This is a genomic window from Schaalia meyeri (genome assembly GCF_900105015.1).
GTDB lineage: Bacteria > Actinomycetota > Actinomycetes > Actinomycetales > Actinomycetaceae > Pauljensenia > Pauljensenia meyeri.
On record NZ_FNLK01000012.1, the window covers coordinates 283,170 to 308,978 of the forward strand.

Sequence of the window (25,809 nt, forward strand, 5' to 3'; positions counted from 1 at the left end):
GCATTTCAAAAAAACCGGGCCCCTCACGAGGAGGAACCCGGCCTACTGCAAAGCAGTGGAGCATTCGGAGCCGCTAACGAGGCGACCCTTACTGAGAATCAATCACTCAGAGCATACCACTGGAACATGTGATGCACAAGCCACACTGAACATCGATTTCTCGCCACCCGACCCCACCCCCTCCCGCGCGCCATTACGACACAATCGGCACGATGCTGAAACAATGGGGGCATGTCGAATGACTCGCGTGAGAACCTGCACGGTACCGAAGGCCGGGAGTTGGCCGACCTGACGGCCGCCACCGGGCGAGCCGCCTCGGAGCATGCCCACCGGGCAGAGTCTGCCCCCCTGGCAGAGTCGACCCGTCAGGCAGGGGCGGCCCCCCGGACACGGCACGCCCTCGCAGAGGGCGCCGCGGACTCGTCGGTGGAGGGGGCGGCGGGGTCACCCGCATCGGCCGCCACCACCCCGGACGCAACCGAATCGACCGCTGCTACGTCGTCCGAGGCAGCGCCGACCACGACCGCGCGGCCCGCCGACACTCAGGACAAGGTCGCCCTCACCCCGCTCCGGTCCCACCTGCCCGCCGCCGAGCCTCGCCCCTGGTACCGTTCCCGCCGATCCTTTAGCGCAAAGGGCCGCGGCGGCCGAGTCCAGGTCGCCGGCCTGGGCCTGACGTACACGGATCACGAGACGGGCGCGGTGCTGCTGGCGGACGTGGACCTCGGTTTCCGCGCGCGCACGCTGAGCGCCATCGTGGATCCGACGGGCGTCAGGGCGCGCGCGTTATTTCTGATCCTGGCCGGCCTTGAGGAACCCCAGGCCGGCCGCGTCGTCGCGGCACCCTCCCGGTCGTTGGCCGCGCGTCTCGCTGGGCGCATCGGGTCGGTCGCCCTGGTCCGAGCCGACTCCCCCCTCGACGAATCCCTGACGATCCGCCAGAACATCCTGGCGCCCCTGTCCGCGACGGGATCGGTAGCCGACTGGGACAGCCTCGTGGGCGCGCTCAGGGTGACCGGCCTGGCCCAGCGCGTCGATGTCCACCCCTCACAGCTGTCACAGTGGGAGCGCTTCAAGGCCCTCATCGCCCGCGCGATCGTTTCGGGCGCCGAGGTCTTCCTCATCGAAGACCCCGTCTCCCTGCCCAAGCCCGACCGCGCCAAGCTGGATTCGCTGCTGCGCTCCCTCGCCTCGGCCGGATGCGCGGTCGTCCTGTCCACGCCGGACACCCAGGTCGCGGCCGCCACCGACCGCGCGATCCTCCTCACGAACGGCCTCGTCGCCCTGGACGCCCCCGGTCCCTCCGTCGCAATCATCACCACCTCCCTGGAGGCAAACCCCGAGGACCCCCAGGCTCTCCTCGGGCCCACCCGGACCAAAGAGTCCGACGATCAGGGCTATCTCCCCCGGGAAACAGGAGCGGACGCGGCGCCCCAGAGCGCATCCGAGGCGGCGCAGACCCCTGGCGAGCCGCGCACCGAGACCGCGCTGCGCGGCATCCCCGTCGTCGAGGCCGAGGAACAGCCCCTGGACGAACCGGAAGTCTCCGAACTGGTAGTTCGCGCTCGTCAGATCCTCTCTGACCTGCCCGGATCAATCGCGCCCCGGGAGTAAGGCCCGGGTCTCTGCGAGCGGGCTTTCTTCGTGAGACACTAGGCGTATTAGGCGAGGCAGCACCTCGTTCATCCGCACGCGCAGGAGTCCCCATGACACAGCCCACCCCGCAGCCCGGGAAGTACTCGCCACCCTCAGACCCCGCACGCGGCGACCGCGGGGCGCGCCCCAGCATCGGCACCCTCTTCGCATCCGTGACCAGCCAGCTCTCCGGCATCGTGCGCGACGAGATCGAGCTGAACAAGACAAAGCTCATCGCGTTCCTCTCCAGGAGCGGCAAGGGCGCATTTCTCCTGGGTGCGGCCGCCGTCTTCGCCCTCTTCCTGCTGGGGTGGACCCTCCACACCATCGAGATCGCCCTGTCACTCGTGCTGCCCGCATGGGCATCGTCACTCATCATCGTCGGGATCCTCCTCCCGATCGTCCCGATCCTGGCGCTCCTGGGCATCCGCTCCCTGAAGAGCGCCCAGGAATACCGTCCCGACCCGGCCGCGTCGATCACCGCCACCAAGAAAGCCATCGAGAAGGGACTGGGCAAGTGAGCACCAACATCGACCCGCGCAACGTGACCGTCAGCGCCCCCGCCACCTCCCCACGGGATCCCGATCCTCGCACCGAGGCACAGGTCACCGCCGACTTGGAGCGCAGGCGAGCCGAACTGGCCGCCACGATTGACCAGCTCTACACACGCGTCCAACCGGCAGCCCTGGCGCAGGACGTAAAGGATAGCGTCACGGCACGCCTGGCCTCCTTCAAGGAAACCGCATCGCTCACCTTGCAGGAAGCGGCCGAAGGCGACACCGAGGCCCTCAGGCGCGTCGGCATCGTCGCGCTCTCCGCCGTCGGCGCGCTCGGAGCGATCGCGTGGCTGGTGACCCGCCCGGCCCGACGCTCGCGCCGCCAGGCCCGCCGAACCGGGCGCGAGGCGGCCGCGCTGGTGCTCTCCGCCCTCGCATCGAACGAGTCCGGCACTCGATAACAGCCTCGCCCGGACGCGCCTCACCCGCCAAGGCGTGCCCGGGAAAGGTGAAACCGACAATCCGACTGCACCCACACTCACAGCGCAGCACCGTAACTCCGGTCACAGACCGACGCGCAACGGCCACATTTCCCGGACTTTGCACGCATCTGACACACCCCGGCCGATCCGCTATCCGCGCAAAATCCAGTCCAAGGTGAGGTCAAGGCCCGTCATTAGCTATGATGGTCCCACGAAACACTTTGAACACCCAGGGAACCGCTTGACGCGGACCCGAACGACGCGGAGGGGGTCGACGCCATGGGGCGCGGCCGTCAAAAGGCTAAGCAGATGAAAGTCGCTCGGAAGCTGAAGTACTTCAGCCCCGACACCGACCTAAACGCACTTCAGCGCGAGCTGGCGGATGAGGACTCGCACACGGCGCACGCCGCCGTGGACGAGCCCGAAGAGGACGATGCAATCGACGACGACCTCTATTCGAAATACGCCGACTTCGCGAACATCCCGGCAGAGGACGACGACATCGACCCGAAACAGCTCGACGAGTCCTTCTGGACGGGTGAATCCTCCTCCAAGTAACGGCTGAGCCACCCGGCTAACCGGTCATCGCCCGCCGCTTTGCCGTGCCCGTTCGCGATGGATGGGCGCGCGGGGCCAGAACCGCTGGGCCCCCGCCTCGCGCAGCTAGACGACGTCCTCAGGTTACCGTTGTGCGCCAGCGTGCCGGTGGGTTAGGCCCGAGGCGGGCTGGGCGTCATGCCGCAGGTGTGCGCCGGTCGCGCCGTTGCAGACGTGCCCCATCGTGCGGGTGGTCATCGCCGAAGATACCCCGGTCAGGCCGTGTTGTGTCTGGCCGCCAGGCGGAACACGATCCGCCCTGTCGCTTTCTGACGCCCTGTGGTGCCTGTCCACGTTGAGGAGCACGCACGTGGACAATCGGGGCGGATCGCGTGAATTGCGCACAGTTTCCCCCGGTCCATTCGTTCAGCGCATGGTCGAGGTGACACAATGAGTGCAGCAACCGTGAGGAGGAAACGTGGCCAATCCGACGCTTAGCGCCATCATGTGGGGACTGGCCCTGCTGGTGAGCGCTCTGGCCGCGGTGTCATTTGCGCGGGGGCTTGCGCACATGTGGCGGACAGTCGCATCGGGAAAGCCAGCCCCGGGGCGGCTGCGCCCCGTCGGGAGGCGTCTGTGGGGCGTCGTGTCCGCCGCGCTGACGCACCGCGAGTTTAAGGGCCGCCCGTGGATCAAGGCGGCCCACTGGCTGGTCATGGTGTCCTTCCCGATCCTGTTCCTGACGCTGATCACGGGGTACGCGCAGCTGCGGGTCCAAACCTTCACGCTGCCGCTGCTCGGACATTTCGCACCCTGGGAGTGGCTGACCGAGGCCTTCGCGTGGGGCGGCCTGATCGGCATCATCCTGTTGATGGTGGTCCGCCAGCGCGCCGGACACGGATCCGCCGCGGAGGCGGCGCTGTCGAACGACGACCCGGACGCAGCGGTGACCCAGGCCGACCCGCGCTCCCCCCTGCCCTCGTCGCTGCCGCACCCCCACCCCCGCGACTCATCGCCGCGCGGCCTGGCATCCCGTTTCCTGGGATCCACCCGCTGGCAGGCGCTCTTCGTCGAGTGGGTCATCCTCATCGTGTGCGCATGCGTAATCGCCCTGCGCGCCCTGGAATTCGCGCTGTTTAGCGTCATACCCAGCCTCGCGGATCGGGCGAGTGCCCTGCACTTCCCGCTCACCGCGTGGCTGGGATCCCTCTGCGCGTCAGCCGCCGCATCCTCCTCTGCGACGCTGGCAAACGCGATCGTCGTCGTCAGCGCCATCAAGGTCATCACCTCGATGACCTGGTTGACGGTCGTGGGAGTGCAGACCGGCATGGGCGTCGCGTGGCACCGCTTCGTGGCGGTACTGAACCTGTACGCCCGCCGGAACGCTGACGGAACCAAGTCCCTGGGCGCGGCCGACCACATGATCATCGACGGAAACCCCGTCACCAGCGAAGACGATTTCGACGACGTGCCCGAGGACACCGTCCTGGGCGTGGGCACGGTTGATGACTTTTCCTGGAAGGCCCGACTGGACTTCTACGCGTGCACCGAATGCGGGCGCTGCCAGGAACTGTGCCCCGCGTGGAACACACAAAAGCCCCTCTCCCCCAAGCTGCTCATCATGAGCCTGCGCGACCACATGGAGTCCGCTTCCTCCGTGCAAATCCTAGAGCAGGAAGAGGGAGACCAGCACCTTGACGACGACCAGGTGTTGCTGGACAAAGGGGTGCCGGCCTCGCCGCACTCCTTCGACCTGGTGTCCGCGCTCTCCCTGTCCGGCGCGAGCGGCAGCGAAGGCGTCTCTCCCGTCACCGCTCCCCTGGTGCCGGGCGTCGTCTCCGAGGAGGTCCTCTGGGACTGTACAAACTGCGGCGCATGCGTCGACCAGTGCCCCATCGACATCGAGCACATCGACCACATCCTGGACCTGCGCCGCCACCAGGTGCTCATGGAGGGCGCATTCCCCCGCGAGCTGGGGCGCGCGTTCCGCGGCATGGAATCCAAGGCGAACCCCTACAACCAGAGCGCCCGCAAACGCATGGACTGGGCCAAGAAGCTGGACTTCGAGGTGCCCGTCGTCGGCGAGGACATCGAGGACGCGTCGACGGTCGACTACCTGTTCTGGGTGGGCTGCGCGGGCGCCTACGACGACACCGCGAAAAAAACCAGCGCGGCCATCGCCCAGCTCCTGCACACGGCCGGCGTATCCTTCGCGGTCCTCGGATCCGGAGAATCATGCACGGGCGACCCGGCGCGCCGAGCCGGAAACGAGGCCCTCTTCCAGATGCTTGCCGCCCAGGCGATCGACACCCTGAACGACGCAAAGCCTCGCACGATCGTCGTCTCCTGCGCGCATTGCTTTAACACGATCGCCGGGGAGTACCCGGAGCTGGGCGGCAGCTTCGACGTGGTCCACCACACGCAGCTCCTCAATCGACTCGTGCGCGACGGCCTGCTCACGCCGGTCGCTTCCACTCCCTCCCCCGCCGGCCAGGCGGACGCCCACGCCAGGGACGGTTCCTCGACACGGGCAACCGAGCCGGGCGTCCCCCTGAAAGTCACCTACCACGACGCCTGCTTCCTGGGCCGCCACAACCGCATCTACGAACCACCGCGTGAGCTCGTGGGTTCCCTGCCGGGCGTGGAACTGGTGGAGATGCCGCGCAACCGCGAGCGCGCCATGTGCTGCGGCGCTGGCGGCGCACACGCCTGGTTCGAGGAGACGCGCGGCACCCGCATCGCTGACGCGCGTATTGCCGAGGCCGCGCAAGCGGGCGCGGACGTGGTGGCCACCGCGTGCCCGTTCTGCACACAGATGCTGGGTTCTGCCTCCGGCGCGTCGGCGGGCTTCATTTCCGGTGACGCGCCTCCGCGCCGGTCCGGGGGCGCCGACGATGCCCCGGAACCGACGGGCGAGGCGGGCGGAAAGCTGCCCGAGGTGCGCGACGTCGCCGTCATGCTGCTCGAGGCCGTCAAGCGCGGCCAGTAGGATACCGGGCCCGCTCACGGGACACGGATCGACTTACCCCGGCCAGCGAGTGGCTCCGCAAACACGCGCGGGCCCCTTTGGCAGGAAGACCGGTCAATGGCAGGCACTGACATGCGCCCGGTTGCACGCTCAGGCGTCGTGGATTGCCCGTTCGATTCGTTGGCTGCGCGCACGCACCGCCTATTGCCCGAGGCCCGCGCCATCCGCACTCGAGGGAGGATCTTCCTCGTCCTCCGGGGCTATCTCCTCCAGGCCGACCAAGAAGCCATCCTCGTCAATGACGTTTCCGCCCACCAGGGTGGCGATCATTCCGGCTGCCTTCTCCACGTCCTGCGTGGAACGCAGCCGCTCAAGGCGCGCGGTGCGGCTCATCGCTCCCACGCCGGGAGTCGGAGCGGCTCCGGGCAGCCACCTCACCTGATACTCAATGATCGCTCCGGCCGTCCACGGCTCCCAGCGCAGCACGCGCGGCGGCGTGGGCACCGTGTGGACCTCGACCATCATGTCCGACCTGTTTCCGATCGGGCTCATGAGCGCGTAACCGTCGACAACCTGCGGCTTATCGCTCTGGGCTTCAAGCTCCTCGCGGGCCTTGGCGATCTTCGAGGCGATATCCTCGCGGACCGGACCCAGCTCGGCCTGCAACTTCTCGATCTGGGCGACCTGCGCGGGCGTCAGCGGCGGCGCCTTGGGAGCCTTTGGGGTGATGTCGCGCGCGTCCTTCATGTCGGCGAAACCGGCGCGTTCACGCATCGCGGCCAGCAGATCCTCGGGCGCGATCCAGCGCGGCGAGTACACCGTCAGGTTCACCGCGGAGTCCGCGTCGGGAACCAACACGTAGCCGCTGCCCGCGATGCGCATGCCTCCGGCCAGGCGGCGCGCCATGCGACGCATCGCCTCAAGCACCCGGTACTCCAGCCCGGTGGGAACTCCTTCGGGGAACGCCTTCGTCCACTCTCCCATGACGCCGCTGCCCTGCTGTCGGGCGCGGGCGATCGGGCAGCGCAGGATCCACGCGTTCGTCAACGAGGCCGGGGTCCCCAATGCCGCGCGCGTCGGCTGATCCACCGCCCACGGCCCTTCGAGCTCGGCGTCGGAGGACAGGCGCAGGCGCCCCGGCGCGATCCACCCGGACTCGTCCCACATGGATATTGCAAGCGCCTCAAGCTCGGCGGGGTCGACCGCGTCCGATACCAGGAAGAGATGGTGTTCGAGGGCCTCCTGCGTGTCGATGACGCCGGCCGGTTCGTTCACCTCAATCGCCGCGGCGATGGGGGCCGCCGACTCCGCGCTGGTGATCTCACCGTCCGCCGCGACCTGGAAAGCCGCGTCCGTCTCGGTCATAGCGTTCAGGGAAACGTTCGTCTGCGTCAGGGGGCTGGCGCCCGACGACGTTAGCGGGTTCGGGTCCGCAAACGCGTGGGGCGCGCTGGCCATGCGTTCCTTCAGGGAACGCCTCTGCGGCGAGGCCGGGGCCTGCTGGTCCCGATTCGTCGCCCCCGAAGAGCGCGGCGTCATGCCCGGCAGCGTGACGCCCTGGATCACGCCCGTTCGGGCCGAGGCCGAGGCCGGGGCCACCGGCGGCATGGCGGCCTTTGCCTCGCCGCCTGCCCCCATCAGGGGGATCCCCATCACTGGCGTCGGTACGGGCGGCTCCTGCAAGGTGGCGGTCGCAGGTGCGGGAGCGGGAGCATCCGGCGCGGGGGGATAGCTCACCGCGCGCGCGGCGCGCTCAGCGCGCATGCGTTCACGCCTAGACGGAGGCGGAGGGGGAAGAGATACCATCTATGTCACCGTTCGATGCGAGTGCGCGTGAAGCGTTCGTGGGTCCGCGACGGCGTGGGGCCTCGCTGCCCCTGGTAGTGAGAACCCAACCCCTGCGCGCCGTAGGGGTGCTGGGCGGGAGATGATAGGTCAAAGAAGCAGAGCTGACCGATCTTCATGCCCGGGTACAGCAGGATCGGCATCGTCGCGGTATTCGACAGCTCAAGGGTCACGTGCCCCGAGAAACCGGGGTCAATGAAGCCCGCCGTAGAGTGCGTGAGCAGGCCCAGGCGCCCCAGCGACGACTTGCCTTCCAGGCGCGCCGCGATGTCGTCGCCGAGCGTCACCAGTTCGAAAGTGGCACCGAGGACAAACTCGCCCGGGTGCAGGACGAAGGGGTCATCCGGGCCCACGTCCACCAGGTGCGTCAGGTCCGGCTGATCTGCCGCGGGGTCGATCACCGGGTACCTGTGGTTATCGAAGAGGCGGAACAGACGATCCAGCCTCACGTCGATGCTGGCCGGCTGGACCAAGTCACGATCCAGGGGATCCAGCAGAATACGTCCAGCGTCCAGGGAGGCGTTGATGTCGCGGTCACTGAGCAGCATGATTCGATTGTCGCACACTCAGCGCCGCGACGACACCCTGGTCACTGCAAAGGCTGACCTTGCGCGTCGCAGCCGTAGGAACCGGAACGCATGAGGATCAGGATGAATTCGATGAACGCCCAGATGCCAGAGACGATTGCTCCGACGAAGGTGAGCGTCAGGATCAGCTGGATGATGCCGCGCGCCGCATAGCCCAGGTAGAAGTTATGGACACCGAAGGCTCCCAGGAAGAATGCCAGGAGAACAGCGACGATCCACTGCTTGGGCGGGCCCGCATAGACCTGGCCGTAGCCGGGTTGTCCGTAACCGGGCTGGGCTCCGTAGGCCGCCTGATCATAGCCGGGCTGACCGCCGTAAGCCGCCTGACCATAGCCGGGGTGACCGCCAGGCTGAGCGCCATAGGCGGCCTGATCATAGCCCGGCTGGCCGCCGGGTTGACCGCCGTAAGCCGCCTGATCATAGCCGGGCTGGCCGCCAGGCTGAGCTCCGTAGGCGGCCTGGTTCGAGGGCACCTCGGGGGCGGGCACCGCAGCGTCGTATGCCGCGGCGTAGCTGGTCGTGCCGGGCGTGGCCGTGGCCTCATCAAAATCGGGGGCCGAGGCCTGGGGGAAGCTTGGCGTTTCGGACGCGGGAATCTCGGGAGCAGGCATCTCGGCCGTGGTATCGATCGCAGGCATCTCGGGAACAGAGGAGCTGCCCGAGGGAACTGCAGCGGCGGAAGCCTTCGCGGGGTCCTCAGGGTTGTGGGGGTTGACCTGCGGGTCGGGCGTCGTCATGGAAGAGCCTTTCGATAGTCGTGAGGGCCGAGACCGGCCATACTCGTACAGCCTAGCGCGCAAAGGCACCCGCACGGTAGAGGCTCCCACCCCGAAACGCCCCTGATTATCCCCGGAGGAAGTCAGGGGACACGTCAGAGGCCCCGAAAGGGAGGCATGGAAGCGCAGCGGATACGGGTGTGGGGTCCGGCACGCGGCCGGACCCCACACCCTGAGCGATCACGCGCGCGACGTCAGCCGCGCGCGACGCGGGAAAAGATTCAGACGGTCGGAACGCCCTTACCATCCTTCGCGTAGATCCACTTGCCCATGAAGGTCAGGATCATGCACACGAAGACGAAGAGACCGAAGGCGAAGACCAGCAGGCTACCGATCGTAGCCAGGGCCGTGATGTTGTTGGCGGTACCGATGATGACCAGAGCGTAGCTCACGACCAGCGCGGCAATCTTGGCCAGGCCAACCTTCGTGTGTCCCAGGTAGAAGTCACCGGCACCAATGCCGCCGAAGAAGAAGTTGAGCAGGCCAGCGACCATGCGGGACTTGCCCTGAGCGGGCTGGTTGAAACCGGGCTGGCCGTAGGAAGGCTGCTGAGGAGCGGACATGCTTATCTCCTGTGGTTGATGGACCCCTGTGGGGGGCGCTGTTTAGAAAACACGGTCAGGCTATCGAACCCCTCGGCATTTGTACAATACTTGCCTCGTATTATGCCCCACATCACAGAAAGCGCTCCTGGGGGCGTCCTTCGCGCCGCACCTTCCATACACTGACTGGATGTTCGCAAAACCGACGATCGAAGCCTCGCAGGCGCTCCTTCACGACCTGCCCCGCTGGCTCGCCGCGCACAAGCGTGACCTGCCCATGCGCAGGGACGACGTCACCGACTGGGGAACCCTCGTCTTTGAGATCATGAGCCAGCAAACCCCCCTCTCCCGCGTCCAACCGATCTGGATCGATTGGATGAAGCACTGGCCGACCCCCTGTGACCTGGCCGCAGCCTCGTCGGCAGACATCATCGTTGCCTGGGCAAACCTCGGCTACCCCTCGCGCGCCCTGCGACTGAAAGCCTGCGCGGCCACCATCGTCGCAAAACATGACGGACAGGTTCCCCTCACCATGAAGGAACTCACCCTGCTGCCCGGAGTTGGCACCTACACGGCCAGCGCCCTCCTCGCCTTCCGCCACCGGGTCAGGATCCCCGTCCTGGACACGAACATCCGCCGAGTGCTGGTCAGGTTTTTGGACGGAAGAGAGTTCCCGCCCCGCTCCACGCCATCAAAGAAGGAAACGGCGCGCGCCGGCGAGCTGCTGCCGCAAGATGGCCGCCACGCTGCCGACGTCAGCCTGGCGATGATGGAATTCGGGGCCCTCGTGTGCACCCAGCTCGCCCCCTCCTGCACGGGCTGCATGATGCGAGCGAACTGCGCGTGGGCAAACTCCGGCTTCCCAAAAGACCAGAAACGCCCCACATCGCAGCCCTACGCGGGCACCGACCGCCAGGCGCGCGGGCGCATCATGAAGGCCCTGCGCACCGCCCACTTCGAAGGAAAAAACGGACTCACAAAGCGCCGTGTCCTGGACGCCGCGCGCATCGACGGGGGCGACCGCTATCAGCCCTCCCGCGTCTATCGCGCACTGCTCAAAGAAGGCATGATCGTCTACGACGAAGAACGCAAACGCGTCACCCTCCCCCGCTAACAGCCGCCCGGGAAACGGGCCCGGACACGCGCCACGAGCCGGGGCGCCCCGATACAGCCGCTGCCTCGTCGGCGAAAAGTCAGTACCTGATCGCGTCGATCGGTTTAATGCGCACGGCAGCGAAAGCTGGGATGATCCCGCACAGCGCGCCGATACTGGAGGAGATGGTGACGCCGGCAACCGCCGCGCCGACCGGGAAGGCGGGCGTGTCGCTGAGGGTGATGCCGAGCGTTTCCAGCGGCAGGAAACGCACGACAATGATCGCGATGCCCACGCCAATGACGCCGGCAGCGAAGGTGGCGACCACGGACTCCATGAACACGGCGAAGAACACGCGCTTGCCCGAGGCGCCGACGGCACGGCGAATACCGATCTCGCGCACGCGCTGGCGCACGGTCACGATGGCGACGTTCAGCAACCCCAGAGCGCCCAGGAAGATGATGATTCCGCCGATCACCATGATGACGGTGGATATCGTGCCCAGCTGTTCCTCACCCATGTCCTGGTGCTCGCCGCCGGTGACTCTGACCCTCCACCCCTCGCCGAGGATGGAGGCCAGGGCGTGGGGCAGGACCTCACGCGCCTCGTCGGCGTCGTCGGCCCCCACCCACGCGATCATGGTCGGGGAACTCATGCGTGGGAAGGAGGTGCGAGCCGCGTCGTAGTGGGCGAACACGGTCGGCATGTCGTAGCGGCTCGTCGCCTTGGCGACGCCGACGACGCGCAGCGCGGTTCCGTCGCCGCTGTGCAGGACGATCGGGACCTGGTTGATGGGCGCGCGTCCCAGCTGCTCCCACAGGGACTCCGAGATCACCACGGGAGTCATCCTCTGGTCGGCGTCGCCCGGTCCGACCCAGCGGCCGACCAGCAGGCGGGTCCGAAAGATCACCGCGTACGAAGGATCGACCCCCTGGAAGGCGACCCCGTCGAACATGTCCGCGATGCCCGTCAGGGGATAACCGCGGAAGTGCCCGGAAGACCTGGCCTGCTTGACCTCAACGATTTCCCCGCTGCCGTTGGAGGAGCGCGACCAGTAGCGGATGTCGGTCCGGGCGGCCAGGGTCGCCATGGCGTCTCCGACCGGATCGGAATCGCCGGGACGCTTTGCGGCTGACTCGGACGCGGACGCGCCGGACTCGGGGGCGTCCGGGTGTGGGCGCCCGCCTTCCGGGGCGCCCGGGTGTGGCTCTTCCGGGGCGCCCGGGTTTGATGCTGAGTTTTCGGGAGACAGTCGCAGGGTCACGGAACGCCCCTCGTAGAGTTCGCCCAGCTCCCGCGAGGACTGAAGGAGCAGGTCACCTAGCGCGATCACGATCGTCATCGCGGCAACGGCGGCCACCACGCCGACGAGGGAGAGGACGACGCGGGCTTTTTGCACCTTGACTTCACCCCAGGCCTCGATGAGCGCGCCCAGGATCTGGCTGACAGCGTTCATTTCCCCTCCTTCCGGGCGGCGGGCGTCTCGGGTTCCGGGGCCTCATCGCCCGAACGCCCCACGCCCGCACGGTCGGCGAGGAGGCCGGGGACCGGGACTTCGTGCAGGATGCCGTCATAGAGCTCGTACGCGCACGTGGCCCGCGAGGCCACCCCCGTGTCGTGCGTGATGACGATGAGGGCGGCCTGAGACTCGCGGGCAACCTCCTCGAGCAGGTCCATGACGGACCCGCCCGTGTCCGGGTCCAGGGCCCCTGTCGGCTCGTCGGCGAGGATCACGCGCGGCCGTCGCACGAGGGCGCGGGCGATCGCAATGCGCTGTTGTTCGCCGCCGCTCATCTCGCCCGGGTAGGAGTCCGCGCGATCCCCCAGGCCCACTCGTTCGAGCATGTCCATGGCGATCGAGTGCCTGCGCAGCAGCTGCGGTCCGGGAGCGTACAGGAGGGGGACCTCAACGTTCTCGGCTGCCGTGCGGGCAGAAAAGATGTTGAATTGCTGAAACACGAAGCCGAAGTCCTCGCCGCGCATGCGCGCACGACGACCCTCGCCCAGGCGCGTCGTGTCCACCCCGTCCAGCTCGTACCCGCCCGATGTGGGCGCATCGAGCAGGCCGATGATGTTGAGCATCGTCGACTTGCCGGTGCCGGATCGTCCGACGATCGACACGTGTTCCCCCGCGTCAACGTCCAGGTTGACGCCGCGCAGGATGTGCAGGTCTTCCCCGTCGGGCAGGGTCACCGTGCGGGTCACGTCCCGCAGGCACACGAGGCTCATCGGGGGGCCACCCCGCCCCCCGTGCCGCCGCCGTAGGGACTGGTGTCGCCTTCCTGGTTATCGCCGGTCGAGTTCGGCGTGAATTCCAGGATCTCCTCGCCTTCTTTCAAGCCCTCCTTCACCTCGACCATCTTGCCGTCGGTGATGCCCAGGGTCACCGCACGCTTTTGCGGGGCGGTGGGATCCGCGGTCGGGATGTACACCGTGCCGGACTGGTAGCGTCCCTCGACTGCGGAAATCGGCACCGCCAGGACTCCCGACGCCGATCCGGCCGTCATCTGCAACGTGACCTGCAGGCCCGCGAAGACTGTCTGATCCGACGGGATCGCGCAACGGGCCTTCAGGTCCGTCGAGGACGAATTGCCGCCCTCGCCGCTGGCCGACCCCTTGGGATCCTGCTGCTTGCTGGGAGGGGTGACGATCTTTACTCCCGTGCATTCGAAGGGGGCTGGACCGTTCTTGATCGTCACGGTCGCGGTCGATGGAGCGTCCTGCAGGCGGTACATCTGGTCCGCGCTCAGCGACGCGACAGCCGAGAAAGAGGCGGGCGCCACCGTCGCAACCGTGTCGCCAATCGCGAACTGCTGCCCCACCAGCACGCCCGTCGATACCGTGCCGTCCCCGGGAGCGACGACGGTCTCGTATTTGTAGGTGGGCTCCGCGGTCTCCACACTGACGTTGCCGTCCTCGTCGGTGGTCTGCTTGGCCTCACCGGGGATCTCTTTGCGAATCTGCACGATGGGATCGCCCTTGGATACCTTGTCCCCGTCGCTGACATGGACGCGCACCACGGCACCGTCCAGCGTCGCGCGCGCGGCCACCGGCTCATCCGCCTGGATCGTCCCCGTCACGCTCACCGTGTTCGTGATGTCCGCGCGCCCCACGGGGATCGTCATCTGCCCAAACGAGCCGCCCGGGTCTATGCCGTCGTTTCCCTGATCCTTTGGCGCGGCCGGGAAGAAGGCGAACTTCACCAGGGCGAGTGCGATTACTGCCCACGCGAGAACCTTGAGGATGTCGAGCACCTGAGCGGTGCGAGTCTTACGTGCCACGTGCGTCTCCTCCGATGTGCGCTATCGCCCAATTGTAGGGTGCGCATCACAGAGCCAGCAAGGGGCTGGACTCTCAACCGCCCGCGAGGAGCGGAACCGGGACGGCTGCGACCGCGCGCTCTTCCCCTACGATGGAGAGCGATCCAACGGAAAGGAAACCATGATTCGCCCTGCCACCCCCGCCGACGCCGCAGCGCTGTCCACGCTGGCGCGCGAGTGCTTCACGCAGGCCTTCGCACACCTGTACGAGCCCGCCGACCTGGCAGCGTTCCTGGACGAGGCCTACGCCCCCGCCGTCCTGCGCGGCGAGCTTGAGGACCCCGAGCGGGCGACGTGGCTCCTCTTTAAGGATGCCCCCGAAGAGGGCGGTACGGCCACCGCCAACCTCATTGGCTACGTGAGCGCGCGGCCCGCTCACCTGCCTCACCCGGAGGTAGCACCCGGCGACGGCGAGGTACAGCGGCTCTACGTCCTCGACGAATACCAGGGCGGGGGCCGAGGAACACTGCTGCTGGGTACCGCCCTGGCCTGGCTCGAACGACACGGGCCCCGACCCCTGTGGATCGGCGTATGGAGCGAGAACCTGGGTGCCCAGCGACTCTACGAACGCCACGGCTTTACCGTCGTGGGAGAGTATTCCTTCATGGTCGGAAACCACGCCGACAAAGAGTTCATTGCGCGCCGAGATGCCCGCAGCGGCCCCGCCCGAGATGCCCGCAGCGGCCCCGCCCGAGATGCCCGCAGCGGCCCCGCCCGAGATGCCCGCAGCGGCCCCGCCCGAGATGCCCGCAGCGGCCCCGCTGGTAACCGCGCATAAGCGTGGGTTCCGGGGGTATTACCCCCGGAACCCACGCTCGCAGCTTGAGAATCGATCACTCGGCCTTCTCGGACTCGGCGATCTTCTTACGCACCTCGTCCATGTCAAGCCCCTTGATCTGCGCGATCAGATCCTCCAGCGCGGATGTCGGCAGCGCGCCGGACTGGCGGAACACGGCGATACCGTCACGGAAGGCCATGAGCGTCGGGATCGACGTGATCTGTGCGGCCATCGCCAGCTGCTGCTGGTCGTCCGTGTCGATCTTGCCAAAGACGATGTCCGTGAACTTCTCGGAAGCCTCTTCGAAGACGGGGGCGAACTGACGGCACGGACCGCACCAGGTCGCCCAGAAGTCAACCAGGACGATGCCGCCCCCGGACACGGTCTGTTCGAAGTTCTCTTGCGTGAGAGTAACGGTGGCCATGATTCTCCTTGTGTCGCCGACGCGTGCGCCGACCGGTAGGTCGGGGCGTGATGCCCCTCGGGTGAACTGTCTTAATCAACGGGCGTGGCGCGCCCGCTATTCCCCCGAGGGGAGAGAAGACGCAGTGACTTGACGCACTTTCTCCTCGGGGGCTCCCAGGCCTCGCAAAATGAAGGTCTCCACCAAGGTCAGGGCCGACTCGCGATGTTCCGGGTCCCCTGGGAGGCGCTGCCCCTGCAGCGTCGCGTGGATCAGGTGCACCGCGCCCAGCGTGTTCTGCTGGGCGATCAGGCCGCTCTCCATCGCCTCGTCGAGGAGCCCGATCAGCAGCCCGCCCACGATGCCCGCGTGATCGTGCAGGTGGGAGGCGTTCTCTCTGGACATCTGCCTGCGCACCCCCATCCCGGCCTTGACGTGGTAGCGGCTGGTCATCTGCAGGTGCGAACGAATGTAAAGCCGCAGGCGCATCAGCGGATCGGGCTCGGCCTCGAAGCGCTCGGCGAGCACCCGCGTGAACTGCTCCGTCACCTGGCGCATGTACGCCAGCAGCAGCACCTCCTTGTCCGCGAAGTGGTTATAGATAGCCGTGCGCCCCACGCCCGCGCGCTGCGCGATCTGACTCATCGTGATCGACTCGAAGGAGTGCTCGGCCATCAGGGACCCCAGCGCCTCGAACAGGCGCGCGCGGGTCAGCTCTCGGTGGGAGGCGAGAGACCCGCCAATGATCTTTGGCATGCGCTCATTCTGACACCAACCCCCTGTGTGTCGTCAAATGAAGGGCGGGCTCCCCCTCAATGGCCTCGCTCGCAAGGAACGCCGGGATCGCGCGCTACCGCCACAGGTCGCCGCAACCTGAGCCGGGCGACCACTGCCTCGACGATGGGCAGGTCCGCGGCGATCCACGGCACGCCACCTAGCTCGCCCAGCGGCACCCACCGCGCCTCAACGTGCGAACTGCCCGCGCTCGGGGGCCGCGATCCCGGCGCAGGTTGGGCCAGCCACACGCCCATGACTCGTCCGCCCAGGATCGGCCACCACAGGCCCCCCTCGGGACACACGCGCGCACCCACCTGGACGCGCGCACCCAGCTCCTCCGTGATCTCGCGTTCCAACGCGGCCACGTGTTCCTCGCCGGGCTCCACCTTGCCTCCGGGGAGCTCGAACTGGCCGCGCAGATTGGGCGGATAGGCGCGCGCACACGCGAGCAACACCGTCGGACAGGCCAGGGAATCAACGATTGCGGCCGCCACCACGGGACGAGGCATGGGAACTCCAATCGGGTTTAGTCCCCTCAGTCTATGCCCGCCCGGGGCACCCAAAGGGCACCGAGGCCACCGGGGCGGGTCGGGCACGCGGTTGCGATCTCGCCCTTCGTGAGGATATGATCGACGGGTCGATTCCTTCGGGACGATGAATTGCGGGCGTAGTTCATCGGTAGAATGGAAGCTTCCCAAGCTTCAGAGGCGGGTTCGATTCCCGTCGCCCGCTCCGCCTACTCCCCCGCCGACGATGGCGCGGTTGCTGTTTGCATGAACTCTCAGAAAAAAGATCCCGGGCACGATCCGCCCACGTCAGTGCATGCGCCACGCAATGAAGACGGCTACTGGAATAGGGAGCGGGTAGAGACCGCCGCTCGTTTGCGTCGCGAAACATCAGCGCAGGCGTGCGGCGACGACCTCCGCGACCTGGACGGCGTTGAGAGCCGCGCCCTTACGCAGGTTGTCGCCGGAGACGACCAGGACGAGCCCACGGTTTCCAGGCACCGCCTGATCGTGGCGGATGCGGCCGACGAGAACCTCGTCGCGGCCGGCGGCCTCCAGAGGGATCGGCACGTCGACGACGCGCACCCCGGGCGCCCCGGCCAGGATCTCTCGCGCCCGATCCGGCGCGATATCGCCGACGAACTCGGCATGAATGGCCAGCGTGTGACCCGTGTAGACGGGGACGCGCACGCACGTGCCGGACACCGCCAGGTCGGGAAGATGCAGGATCTTGCGGGACTCGTTGCGCAGCTTCTGTTCCTCATCACTCTCCTCGCTGCCATCGTCGACGATGGAACCGGCCAGGGGCACGACATTGAAGGCGATGGGTGCGACGTACACCCCAGGCTCGGGCAGGGTCACGGCGCAACCGTCGAGCGCCAAGCCCGCCAGGTCCTGTCTGGCCCCGGCCTCGATCTGGCCGGTCAGTTCGGCGACGCCCGCGCGCCCCGACCCGGAGACGGCCTGGTAGGAGGAGACGAACAGGCGCTTCAACCCACCCGCGGCCCGGGCGAGGGGGGCGAGGACCGGCATGGCCGCCATCGTCGTGCAATTGGGGTTCGCGATGATGCCCCTGGGACGGTTCTCGACGTCGTCGGGGTTAACCTCGGCAACTACCAGGGGCACGTCGGGATCCCCGCGCCACGCCGAGGAGTTGTCGACGACGACAGCACCGGCGGCCGCAAACCTGGGGGCGTACTCGCGGGAGGCCGCGCCACCCGCAGAGAACACGGCGATGTCGATTCCCGAGTAGTCGGCCGTGGCGACGTCCTCGACGACGACCTTTGTTCCCTTCCACGGCAGCGTCGTGCCGGCGCTGCGCGCGGATGACAAGAAGCGCATCGTCTCGACCGGGAAGTCGCGCTCCTCCAGCAGGGCGCGCATGACGCGCCCAACCTGGCCGGTCGCTCCAACAATGGCGACATTGAATCCGCTCACGATGTTCTCCTTGTGGTTGTGCGCGCGCCCACTAACGGGGCGAACGCGGGGTAAGGCTGTGAGGACGGGGCCGCCCCCACCCGGGACGCCACAACCGCGCCAAGGTCAGCCCCCGCCTCGTCGAGGGAGGTCAGCGCCCGGTACCGCCGTAAACGACGGCCTCCGTTTCGGAGGCGTCCAGGCCGAAGGCGGTGTGGACGGCCTTCACGGCGCGATCCAGGTCGTCCAGGCGCGTGACGACGGAGATACGAATCTCGGACGTAGAAATCAGGTCGATGTTGATGCCAGCGTCGGACAGGGCGCTAAAAAGGCGGGCCGACACGCCGGGGTTGGTGCGCATGCCGACGCCAACGAGGCTGAGCTTACCGATGTTGGGGTTGTAACGCAGTTCGTTGAAGCCGATCCGGTCGCGGTGGGCCTTAAGCGCCTCGATGGCCCTGGGCGCATCTGCCTCGGGCAGGGTGAAGGTGATGTTCGCCTTCGTGGGGTCAGAGATCGGCAGGTTCTGGACGATCATGTCGATGTTGGCGCCGACTTCGGCGACGACGGCGAACACTCGGGCGGCCACGCCGGGGGTGTTGGGCACGTCGGTGACCGTGATTTTGTCCTGCGAGCGGTCGTGGGCGATGCCGGAGATGACAGGCTTTTCCATGGGGTTCTCCTGAGGGGACTGAAGGGCAACGTCGGGCACGAGGCCCATAATTTCGGGATGTGCGGGCGCATCGGAGATCCAGGTGCCGTTCTTTTCCGAAAACGAGGAGCGCACGTGCAGGGGCACTCCGTAACGGCGGGCGAACTCGACGGCCCGCAGGTGGAGGATCTTCGCGCCGTGCGCGGCCATCTCCAGGGTTTCCTCCTGCGTGAGGGTACGCAGGCGGTGGGCCTTGGGAACAATGCGCGGGTCTGCGGTAAAGAGGCCGTCGACATCGGTGTATATCTCGCACACGTCGGCGTGCAGGGCCGCGGCCAGGGCGACGGCGGTCGTGTCGGAGCCCCCGCGGCCCAGCGTCGTCACGTCGTCATCCCTGGAAATCCCCTGAAAACCGGCGACGATGGCGACCTGGCCGTCCTTGATAGCTCGGGCGACACGCTCGGGAACCATGCCGGTGATATGCGCGGCACCGAAGCGGCCGTCGGTCTGAATGCCGGCCTGGGCGCCCGTGTAGGCGTGGGCCTCGACGCCGAGCTGATTGACGGCCATGGACAGGAGAGCCATCGAGATGCGTTCACCCGCAGACAAGAGGATGTCCATTTCGCGTTCAGGCGCCTTGGGCGTGAGGGCAGCCGCCGCCTCCAGAAGGTCATCCGTCGTGTCACCCATGGCCGATACGACGACGACAACGCTGTGCCCCGCGTTGTGCGTGTCCACGATGCGCTGGGCTATGCGCTTCATGGCCCGGGTGTCGGCGACAGATGAACCGCCGTACTTTTGCACGATCAGCGCCACTGGCCCCTCATTTCTGTCGGTACGCGTCGATATGCGCCTTCGGGTGGCCCGCGCCACCACGACAATCCTACGGCGCATTGTCGATCACGCCCTGAATGACCACGCTGCGGTCGGGTGAGATTGCGCGCGGGTGGGATTTGAGGGCGGGTGGGATTTGCGCGGGGGGCAGAACGCCCCGCACCGGTGTCAAGACGGGATTCCCCGCCCGAGTGTTAAGCCCACGCCGCTGGGCCGCCTCAGGCGGCGGGCAACGTCACGTCAATAACGGTCCCCCGATCGGCGTCGACCAGCCGCACGGACCCTCCCATGGCGCGCGCCAGCGACTCGACGATCGACATCCCCAGCCCCGAAGACCCGCGGCCATCGCGCGTACGTGAGGAATCTCCGCGCACGAAACGATCAAAAACCCGCTCGCGAATGTCAGCCGGAATGCCCGGCCCGTCATCCGCGATCCGAATCGTGACCATCGACGAGGCCGGGGCGGCCTCCCCCGACCGCGCGTGAGAGGCGGCGGACTCGGGCAGCTTCTCCCCGCTATCCGCGCCGCGCGCGATCACGGAAACGACGACGCGCGTGCCCGCGGGCGTGTGAACCCGCGCGTTCGCCAGGAGATTCGTGAGGATCTGCCGCAGCGCGACCTCGTCTCCCAGCACCGGTGCGTCGGCCGCCTCGCCCAGCTCCCACACGTGGTCGGGGGCCACCACGTGCGCGTCTAACAGGGCATCCAAGATCAGAGGCACCACGTCAACACGGTCGCTGGCCAGCGCACGATCGCCGTCCATGCGCGCCAGGATCAGCATCTCCTCCACCAGGGACGCCATGCGCGCCCCCTCCGACGAGATGCGTTCGAGCGCCTGCGTCCGGGAGGCCTCGTCGATATCGCGGCGCGCCAGCTGCGCGTACCCCTGCACGGAGGCCAGCGGCGTGCGCAGCTCGTGGGAGGCATCGGCCACGAACTGCCGCAGCTTCTCCTCGCTGCGGGCGCGCCGCTCCATGCCGTCCTCTACGGCATCGATCATGGCGTTCAAGGCTCCACCCACCTCGGCAACCTCAACGGGGCCGCTGATCGCCTCCTCACCGACGCGACTCAGATCCCTGGCATCGTCAGCCAGGTCGCGGCGCGCGATGTCCGCGGCCGCCTCGCGCACCACGCCAAGGGGGCGCAGCTCGCGGCGCACCCACATGCGCCCGATCAAGCCCGCAGCGAGCGCGACGAACAGGGACAGGCCCAGCTCCACCACGACGAGCATCGCGGTCACGTCGTCCACGCTGTCGATCTGGCGGCCCACGAGCACGGTCTTTTCATCGCGGACCCGGGCGCTCACACGGAAGGTACCCCAGCCCTTCAACCGCACCGTGTGGGGGCGGTCGTCCGCGGGCACATCGGCCAGGACCGCCAGCGCCTGGGAATCGAGGTAGTGCACCGTGAAGTTCGCGATGATCGCGCCGACCGCCTTGCCTTCCTCCCTGACGTATTGGAGGGTGCCGTCCGCGATGCCGGGTCCACCAAAGCCCGGGCCAGGGGGAGTCGCGGGTCCACCGGGGAGGATCGGTCTGCCGCGAGGAGCGTTCCGTCCCGCCGACTGAGCGGGCTCCTCGGGGTCACCGTCATCATCGCCGTCTTTGTCGTCATCGTCCGTGTCCTCGAGATCCGGATGCTCGGCGGCGCGCTGCGACAGGCGGTGCAGTTCGGAATCCACGTCCGCCAGCATCCACGAGCGCATCACCAGCGTGGAAGCCGCCACCATGACCGCCAGTGCCAGGGCGACGCACACTGCGAGCACGCGGGAGAGGCGCCCGGACAGGGAGGGACGGCGCTTCACTGGGGTTCCCTCATGATGTAACCGGCGCCCCGCACCGTGCGAATCAGGGCGGGGCACCCCGCGTCGACCTTCTTGCGCAGGTACGAAATGTACAGCTCGACCACGTTGACCTGGCCGCCGAAGTCATAGCTCCACACGGCGTCCAGAATCTTTTGCTTCGACAGTACGATCCCAACGTTTTCCATGAGGTATCGGAGCAATTCGAACTCGGTGTTCGTCAGCGTGATATTCTTCCCGCCGCGGCTCACGTCGTGCGACTCCAGGTTGAGCGTCAGATCCGCGACCGTCAGCACTGTGGAACGCGCCTGCCGGATGTACCCGGCGCGACGCAACAGGGCCTGCACGCGGGCCGCCACCTCGTCCAGGTCGAAGGGCTTCGTCACGTAGTCGTCCGCGCCTGCGCGCAGCCCCGACACGCGATCCGCGACCGCGTCGCGGGCCGTCAGGAACAGGACCGGCAGCTGCGGATCACGAGCGCGCAGACGCTCCAGGGTTTCCATTCCGTCCATGCGCGGCATCTGCACGTCGAGGATCACGACGTTCGGGCGGAAGCTCGCGGCCTTCGACAGCGCGTCCAACCCGTCCGTAGCCGTCGCCGTCTCCCAGCCCTCGTGGCGCAGAGCCTGGGACAGTAGATCCGCCAGCATCGCCTCGTCGTCAACGACCAGCACGCGGGGCAGGTCGCTTTTCTCCTGCGTCACCATCACGGACTCCTCATCTGTCGGGGCACTGCGGTTACGATTGTGGCATACCCTTTGAGGCGGCGGCCTCCATCCGCCGCGGCGTCATGCGTCGCATCGGGAGCGCGGCCCCGCCACGGCATCGCAAAGCGGGCCCGCTAGAGGCGGCGTCGCCCCTCCAGGGCGCGCCCCAGCGTCACGGAATCCGCGTATTCCAGGTCCCCGCCCATCGGCAGGCCCATCGCCAGGCGCGACGTTTCCACGCCCATTGTCGAAAGCATGCGCGCGAGGTAGGCGGCCGTGGCCTCTCCCTCGACGTTCGGGTTTGTCGCCAGGATGACCTCGGTGACCGTTCCGTCCGCCAGGCGGCTCATGAGGGACGCGATGTTCAGCTGGTCCGGGCCCACCCCGTGGATCGGGTCGATCACGCCGCCCAGGACGTGGTAGCGCCCCCGGAACACGCGCGCGCCCTCGATGGCCTGGATGTCCTTCGGTTCCTGCACGACGCAGATCGCGCCGGGGTCGCGCCGAACGTCCCGGCAGATGGAACACTGGTCCTCTTCCGTCAGATTCCCGCAGACATCGCAGTGGCGGACGCGGCCACGCACGGCGTTGATCGCCTCCACCAGGCGCGCGACCTCTTCGGGTTCCGCATCCAGGACGTGCATCGCCATGCGCTGGGCGGACTTCGGGCCGATGCCGGGCAGCTGGCCGAATTGGTCGATCAGGTCCGCCAGAGCGCCGTCGTACATGTCAGTACCCTCCCTCGGTCATCTTCTCTTCGATGACGCGTCCGCCCAGGATTTCCAGGACCGCGGCCAGGCCGATCGTCTGCGAGTTCTCAATGTTGTCATCGTCGATGCTGGCGCTGTCATCGTCCGCGGCGTGGGTGCGGTCGCCCGCAGTCTCGCGCCGTGCCTCGTCGCGCTGTGCCGCATCGCGCAGGGCCGCCTCCGCTGCGGCCCGTCCGGCCAGGGGCGCATCCGGTGATTCGTCCGCTCGATCCGATTCGCTGGGTCCATCGGGCCTCTTCGGGGCGCTCGGCTGCGCCGGCTGCGGGGCTGATGCCAGCCAGGCCGGTGCCTGACCGGAGGCCGGGGCCTGGCCGGATGGCGGGGTCGACACGACCGGGGTCGCCGTGGCTCCGCCAGCTTCTAACGGCCCGGGTGAGCCCGCGCCCTCGTCGAAGGACACCGAGGCGCCACCAGTGGGGAGCGGATCGCCCCAGCCCGTCGGGGCGACGGGGGCGTTGGCCGAGGCTTCGATAGGCGCGTCGTCAAAGACCGGACCCGAGGCCGGTTCCGCCTTTGGCCCCGGCTGCGCGGGCGCGTCACCCGGCTCCGGGTCGCCCGGGTACCAAAAGACGGTAAAGGAACGCTTACGGGGCGTCGCGGGCGCATCAGGGCGCGACGCGTCGCCGTGCGGTTCCTGGGCGCCTGGTTCCCGAGCGGGCGTTTTTGCGCGCGCCCGGGCGGGTTCTTTTGGCAGGGCGGCAGTGGGGGCATCGGCCCCGGGGGGCCCAGCATCGCCGCGTGCCCCGAGGGGGTCGGGCGGCGGGGCGCTTAGGGCGCTCGGCGCCTCGTGGCGGATGGGTGCCACCATCGCAGGCTCAGGCCACGCGGTCTCTTTCGGCTCGGGCTGCGGCGCGCGCGCAGGGGACGGCCACGATTCGGGCTGCGGCGCGGGTTCATCGGGGTGTGCCGCCTGCGCGGCGGCCTGATCAAAAGGGGGCGGCTCCGACACCCAGCCGCCGGGCTGGGACGGACGAGCCGCGCCTCCAGAATGTGAGGCCTGAGCCGAGGGGCCCGTGGTCGCCGGGCCGCCCGACGCCTGGCCCACCTGGGCGGAAACGCTCACGCCCAGGCCGGTGACCTCTCGGATCGCCTTCTCGACGTCGGCGCCGCGCGACCCTCGCGCGAAAGCGCTGACCATGGCCTCGACGGGGAAGAGGAGGACCACGCTGGAGCCGTCGACGGCCCCCAGCTGCGCGTTGCCTCCGACCATCGACCACGTGACGCGACTGATGGACGCCAGGCGCTCCACGACCTCGTTCCAGCGGCCGCGCAGCATGTCGGCGTCACGCCCCCCGGCGGTTTGCGCCGCGGGGGTGCTGGGGCGCTCAGAAATGGGTGCATCGGGGCGGGAAGGCTCGGGGTGCTCCTGGCCGCGCGAGGGTGTCGCCTCGGGGCTCCGGGCCGGTGCGCCAGCGGGCGTCTCAGGCGCAAAGGCCTGAGATGCCCGCTGCGTCGCCGCATCTTCTAGGGCCTGGGGGTGCGGGCGTGAGGCGGACCAATCCGGCACGCCGCCCCGCGCGGACACATCCTGCGCGGAGCCTGTGGGGATCGTTGCCTCCGCCGCGGGGGCCAATTCCTGGGCGCGCTCCTGCTTCTTGCGCGCCAGGGCCTCGCGAGCCTCGCGCGCACCAAAACGCCCCGATGATTCTGGGGGCGGCGCAGGGTGAGCTTCGCGCGGCGCACCGCCGCCCGTCATCCCGACCGTTCCCGGTACGGGGGCCTGCGCGGGAGCGGGGGTCGGCACGAGGATGCGCCCCACCAGAAGCTCCAGCTGCAACCGGGGCGAGGTGGCCCCCGTCATGGCGCGCAGGGCCTCGTCCGTCAGGTCTGCCGCCCGCGACAGGCCGTGAGGCCCCCAGTTCTGTGCCTGGCGCTGCATGCGCTCGAACTGGTCCGAGGGGGCGTCCGCCAGCACGTCGCGCGCCCCGTCGCCGGCGACGGCGATGATCAGCAGGTCGCGCAGGCGCTGCAGCAGGTCCTCAACGAAGCGGCGCGGGTCGTGTCCGGACTCGACCATGCGCTCGACGACGCGGAAAGCCGCGGCCCCGTCCCCACCGGCCAGGGCGTCGACGGACTGGTCCAGCAGCGCCGAATCCGTGTACCCCAGCAGCGCGACGGCCATCCGATAGGGAACCTGGCCGTCGACCGCGCCCGCCATCAGCTGATCCAGCACCGACAGGGTATCGCGCACCGAGCCCCCGCCCGCGCGCATCACCAGCGGCAGGACGCCCTCGCCGACACGAACGCGTTCCTCCTGGCACAGGGTGGTCAGGTAGGGACCCAACACGTCCGGTGGCACCAGGCGGAACGGATAGTGATGGGTACGCGATCGAATCGTGCCGATCACGCGCTCCGGTTCCGTCGTGGCGAATACAAACTTCACGTGCTCGGGCGGCTCCTCAACCAGCTTGAGCAACGCGTTGAACCCCTGGTTCGTAACCATGTGGGCCTCGTCGATGATGAAAATCTTGTGGCGGTCCCTCACCGGCGCGAAGGTCGCCCGCTCGCGCAGGTCGCGCGCATCGTCCACACCGCCGTGTGACGCGGCATCGATTTCCACCACGTCCAGCGAACCCGGGCCACCCGTCGCCAGCTCCCGGCACGATTCGCACTGGCCGCAGGGCCTGTCCGTGGGGCCCTGCGCGCAATTCAGGCAGCGCGCCAAAATGCGCGCCGACGTGGTCTTGCCGCACCCGCGCGGACCCGAGAACAGGTAGGCGTGCGTCACACGATTCGCCTGCAGCGCCGCCTTGAGCGGCTCCGTCACGTGTTCCTGGCCGATCACCTGGTCGAAGGTGTCGGGGCGATACCGGCGATACAAAGCAGTGGTCACCCCTCCAGGGTAGTGGGTGCCGTCCCCGTTTGCGTGCCGCCTCACCCGT

General features: G+C 68.1%; 23 protein-coding genes and 1 tRNA gene. 8 read left to right on the top strand and 16 right to left on the bottom strand.

Annotated elements, in window-relative coordinates:
- The first annotated feature begins 231 nt into the window (after positions 1-231).
- From BLT68_RS06695 to BLT68_RS06715, 5 genes are all read left to right on the top strand, one after another.
- Positions 232-1,614, top strand: a complete 1,383-nt coding sequence (locus BLT68_RS06695; protein WP_074633350.1) for an ATP-binding cassette domain-containing protein — start codon at positions 232-234, stop codon at positions 1,612-1,614.
- Between the two features lie 92 nt (positions 1,615-1,706).
- Positions 1,707-2,156, top strand: coding sequence for a phage holin family protein (locus BLT68_RS06700; protein ID WP_074633352.1), 450 nt, complete (start codon positions 1,707-1,709; stop codon positions 2,154-2,156).
- Positions 2,153-2,593: a DUF3618 domain-containing protein gene (locus BLT68_RS06705; protein ID WP_074633354.1), complete on the top strand. Its 441-nt coding sequence runs from the start codon at positions 2,153-2,155 to the stop codon at positions 2,591-2,593. The genes BLT68_RS06700 and BLT68_RS06705 overlap by 4 nt, the downstream gene beginning before the upstream one ends.
- A 300-nt stretch (positions 2,594-2,893) precedes the next feature.
- Positions 2,894-3,172, top strand: coding sequence for a DUF3073 domain-containing protein (locus tag BLT68_RS06710; RefSeq protein ID WP_050695647.1), 279 nt, complete (start codon positions 2,894-2,896; stop codon positions 3,170-3,172).
- A 457-nt stretch (positions 3,173-3,629) separates the two neighbouring features.
- A complete protein-coding gene (locus tag BLT68_RS06715) occupies positions 3,630-6,140 on the top strand; it encodes a (Fe-S)-binding protein (RefSeq protein ID WP_074633355.1) in 2,511 nt (836 codons plus the stop codon).
- A 180-nt stretch (positions 6,141-6,320) separates the two neighbouring features.
- Here the strand turns inward: BLT68_RS06715 and BLT68_RS06720 are convergent, their stop codons facing one another.
- The 4 genes from BLT68_RS06720 to BLT68_RS06735 all read right to left on the bottom strand — a co-directional run bounded on the left by BLT68_RS06720 (position 6,321) and on the right by BLT68_RS06735 (position 9,890).
- Positions 6,321-7,883: a hypothetical protein gene (locus BLT68_RS06720; RefSeq protein WP_074633357.1), complete on the bottom strand. Its 1,563-nt coding sequence runs from the start codon at positions 7,881-7,883 to the stop codon at positions 6,321-6,323.
- Positions 7,884-7,930: 47 nt separating this feature from the next.
- On the bottom strand, positions 7,931-8,512 hold the full coding sequence (gene dcd, locus BLT68_RS06725) for a dCTP deaminase (protein WP_050695644.1): 582 nt from the start codon (positions 8,510-8,512) through the stop codon (positions 7,931-7,933).
- Positions 8,513-8,553: 41 nt separating this feature from the next.
- Complete coding sequence (locus BLT68_RS06730) at positions 8,554-9,288, bottom strand: TM2 domain-containing protein (protein WP_074633358.1); 735 nt, start codon at positions 9,286-9,288, stop codon at positions 8,554-8,556.
- 260 nt (positions 9,289-9,548) lie between these two features.
- Positions 9,549-9,890 carry an NINE protein gene (locus BLT68_RS06735; RefSeq protein WP_050695642.1) on the bottom strand — a complete coding sequence of 114 codons (342 nt, stop codon included), beginning with the start codon at positions 9,888-9,890 and terminating at the stop codon, positions 9,549-9,551.
- Positions 9,891-10,146: 256 nt separating this feature from the next.
- On the opposite strand from BLT68_RS06735, the gene BLT68_RS06740 reads away from it, so the two are divergent.
- Positions 10,147-10,983 carry an HhH-GPD family protein gene (locus BLT68_RS06740; RefSeq protein WP_050695881.1) on the top strand — a complete coding sequence of 279 codons (837 nt, stop codon included), beginning with the start codon at positions 10,147-10,149 and terminating at the stop codon, positions 10,981-10,983.
- A 79-nt stretch (positions 10,984-11,062) separates the two neighbouring features.
- Here the strand turns inward: BLT68_RS06740 and BLT68_RS06745 are convergent, their stop codons facing one another.
- From BLT68_RS06745 to BLT68_RS06755, 3 genes are read right to left on the bottom strand one after another with little or no spacing between them, the layout of a single operon-like run.
- On the bottom strand, positions 11,063-12,418 hold the full coding sequence (locus tag BLT68_RS06745) for an ABC transporter permease (protein WP_074633360.1): 1,356 nt from the start codon (positions 12,416-12,418) through the stop codon (positions 11,063-11,065).
- Positions 12,415-13,191, bottom strand: a complete 777-nt coding sequence (locus BLT68_RS06750; RefSeq protein WP_074633362.1) for an ABC transporter ATP-binding protein — start codon at positions 13,189-13,191, stop codon at positions 12,415-12,417. Before BLT68_RS06750 ends, BLT68_RS06745 begins: the two co-directional genes overlap by 4 nt.
- Positions 13,188-14,243 (bottom strand): efflux RND transporter periplasmic adaptor subunit, encoded by a 1,056-nt coding sequence (locus tag BLT68_RS06755; RefSeq protein WP_074633363.1) that lies wholly within the window; start codon positions 14,241-14,243, stop codon positions 13,188-13,190. Before BLT68_RS06755 ends, BLT68_RS06750 begins: the two co-directional genes overlap by 4 nt.
- 160 nt (positions 14,244-14,403) lie before the next feature.
- On the opposite strand from BLT68_RS06755, the gene BLT68_RS06760 reads away from it, so the two are divergent.
- Positions 14,404-15,060, top strand: coding sequence for a GNAT family N-acetyltransferase (locus BLT68_RS06760; RefSeq protein ID WP_083332386.1), 657 nt, complete (start codon positions 14,404-14,406; stop codon positions 15,058-15,060).
- A gap of 55 nt (positions 15,061-15,115) precedes the next feature.
- Here BLT68_RS06760 and trxA read toward each other — a convergent pair whose 3' ends face one another.
- The 3 genes from trxA to BLT68_RS06775 all read right to left on the bottom strand — a co-directional run bounded on the left by trxA (position 15,116) and on the right by BLT68_RS06775 (position 16,749).
- Positions 15,116-15,484, bottom strand: a complete 369-nt coding sequence (gene trxA, locus BLT68_RS06765) for a thioredoxin (protein WP_074633365.1) — start codon at positions 15,482-15,484, stop codon at positions 15,116-15,118.
- A gap of 96 nt (positions 15,485-15,580) precedes the next feature.
- Entirely contained in the window at positions 15,581-16,219 is a 639-nt protein-coding gene (locus BLT68_RS06770) for a TetR/AcrR family transcriptional regulator (protein ID WP_074633366.1), read from the bottom strand.
- Between the two features lie 56 nt (positions 16,220-16,275).
- Complete coding sequence (locus tag BLT68_RS06775) at positions 16,276-16,749, bottom strand: NUDIX domain-containing protein (protein ID WP_074633368.1); 474 nt, start codon at positions 16,747-16,749, stop codon at positions 16,276-16,278.
- Between the two features lie 152 nt (positions 16,750-16,901).
- Here BLT68_RS06775 and BLT68_RS06780 point away from each other — a divergent pair.
- Positions 16,902-16,972 (top strand) — tRNA-Gly (locus tag BLT68_RS06780).
- A 164-nt stretch (positions 16,973-17,136) separates the two neighbouring features.
- Here the strand turns inward: BLT68_RS06780 and BLT68_RS06785 are convergent.
- The 6 genes from BLT68_RS06785 to BLT68_RS06810 all read right to left on the bottom strand — a co-directional run bounded on the left by BLT68_RS06785 (position 17,137) and on the right by BLT68_RS06810 (position 25,760).
- Complete coding sequence (locus BLT68_RS06785) at positions 17,137-18,183, bottom strand: aspartate-semialdehyde dehydrogenase (protein ID WP_074633369.1); 1,047 nt, start codon at positions 18,181-18,183, stop codon at positions 17,137-17,139.
- Between the two features lie 130 nt (positions 18,184-18,313).
- Complete coding sequence (locus tag BLT68_RS06790; RefSeq protein WP_074633371.1) at positions 18,314-19,630, bottom strand: aspartate kinase; 1,317 nt, start codon at positions 19,628-19,630, stop codon at positions 18,314-18,316.
- 236 nt (positions 19,631-19,866) lie between these two features.
- Positions 19,867-21,453: a sensor histidine kinase gene (locus BLT68_RS06795; RefSeq protein ID WP_074633372.1), complete on the bottom strand. Its 1,587-nt coding sequence runs from the start codon at positions 21,451-21,453 to the stop codon at positions 19,867-19,869.
- On the bottom strand, positions 21,450-22,157 hold the full coding sequence (locus BLT68_RS06800; RefSeq protein ID WP_074633374.1) for a response regulator transcription factor: 708 nt from the start codon (positions 22,155-22,157) through the stop codon (positions 21,450-21,452). The genes BLT68_RS06795 and BLT68_RS06800 overlap by 4 nt, the downstream gene beginning before the upstream one ends.
- Before the next feature lie 134 nt (positions 22,158-22,291).
- The gene (gene recR / locus BLT68_RS06805) at positions 22,292-22,885 is read right to left on the bottom strand and encodes a recombination mediator RecR (RefSeq protein ID WP_050695631.1); all 594 of its coding nucleotides are present in this window, start codon (positions 22,883-22,885) and stop codon (positions 22,292-22,294) included.
- Between the two features lies 1 nt (position 22,886).
- Positions 22,887-25,760, bottom strand: a complete 2,874-nt coding sequence (locus tag BLT68_RS06810) for a DNA polymerase III subunit gamma and tau (protein ID WP_074633375.1) — start codon at positions 25,758-25,760, stop codon at positions 22,887-22,889.
- Positions 25,761-25,809: the final 49 nt, after the last annotated feature.

Bases quoted from the DNA above. Each gene is read 5' to 3' on its own strand.
- BLT68_RS06695 (WP_074633350.1), top strand. From the start codon at position 232: ATGTCGAATGACTCGCGTGAGAACCTGCACGGTACCGAAGGCCGGGAG.
- BLT68_RS06700 (WP_074633352.1), top strand. From the start codon at position 1,707: ATGACACAGCCCACCCCGCAGCCCGGGAAGTACTCGCCACCCTCAGAC.
- BLT68_RS06710 (WP_050695647.1), top strand. From the start codon at position 2,894: ATGGGGCGCGGCCGTCAAAAGGCTAAGCAGATGAAAGTCGCTCGGAAG.
- BLT68_RS06720 (WP_074633357.1), bottom strand. From the start codon at position 7,883: ATGCGCGCTGAGCGCGCCGCGCGCGCGGTGAGCTATCCCCCCGCGCCG.
- dcd (WP_050695644.1), bottom strand. From the start codon at position 8,512: ATGCTGCTCAGTGACCGCGACATCAACGCCTCCCTGGACGCTGGACGT.
- BLT68_RS06730 (WP_074633358.1), bottom strand. From the start codon at position 9,288: ATGACGACGCCCGACCCGCAGGTCAACCCCCACAACCCTGAGGACCCC.
- BLT68_RS06735 (WP_050695642.1), bottom strand. From the start codon at position 9,890: ATGTCCGCTCCTCAGCAGCCTTCCTACGGCCAGCCCGGTTTCAACCAG.
- BLT68_RS06740 (WP_050695881.1), top strand. From the start codon at position 10,147: ATGCGCAGGGACGACGTCACCGACTGGGGAACCCTCGTCTTTGAGATC.
- BLT68_RS06745 (WP_074633360.1), bottom strand. From the start codon at position 12,418: ATGAACGCTGTCAGCCAGATCCTGGGCGCGCTCATCGAGGCCTGGGGT.
- BLT68_RS06750 (WP_074633362.1), bottom strand. From the start codon at position 13,191: ATGAGCCTCGTGTGCCTGCGGGACGTGACCCGCACGGTGACCCTGCCC.
- BLT68_RS06760 (WP_083332386.1), top strand. From the start codon at position 14,404: ATGATTCGCCCTGCCACCCCCGCCGACGCCGCAGCGCTGTCCACGCTG.
- trxA (WP_074633365.1), bottom strand. From the start codon at position 15,484: ATGGCCACCGTTACTCTCACGCAAGAGAACTTCGAACAGACCGTGTCC.
- BLT68_RS06770 (WP_074633366.1), bottom strand. From the start codon at position 16,219: ATGCCAAAGATCATTGGCGGGTCTCTCGCCTCCCACCGAGAGCTGACC.
- BLT68_RS06775 (WP_074633368.1), bottom strand. From the start codon at position 16,749: ATGCCTCGTCCCGTGGTGGCGGCCGCAATCGTTGATTCCCTGGCCTGT.
- BLT68_RS06800 (WP_074633374.1), bottom strand. From the start codon at position 22,157: ATGGTGACGCAGGAGAAAAGCGACCTGCCCCGCGTGCTGGTCGTTGAC.
- recR (WP_050695631.1), bottom strand. From the start codon at position 22,885: ATGTACGACGGCGCTCTGGCGGACCTGATCGACCAATTCGGCCAGCTG.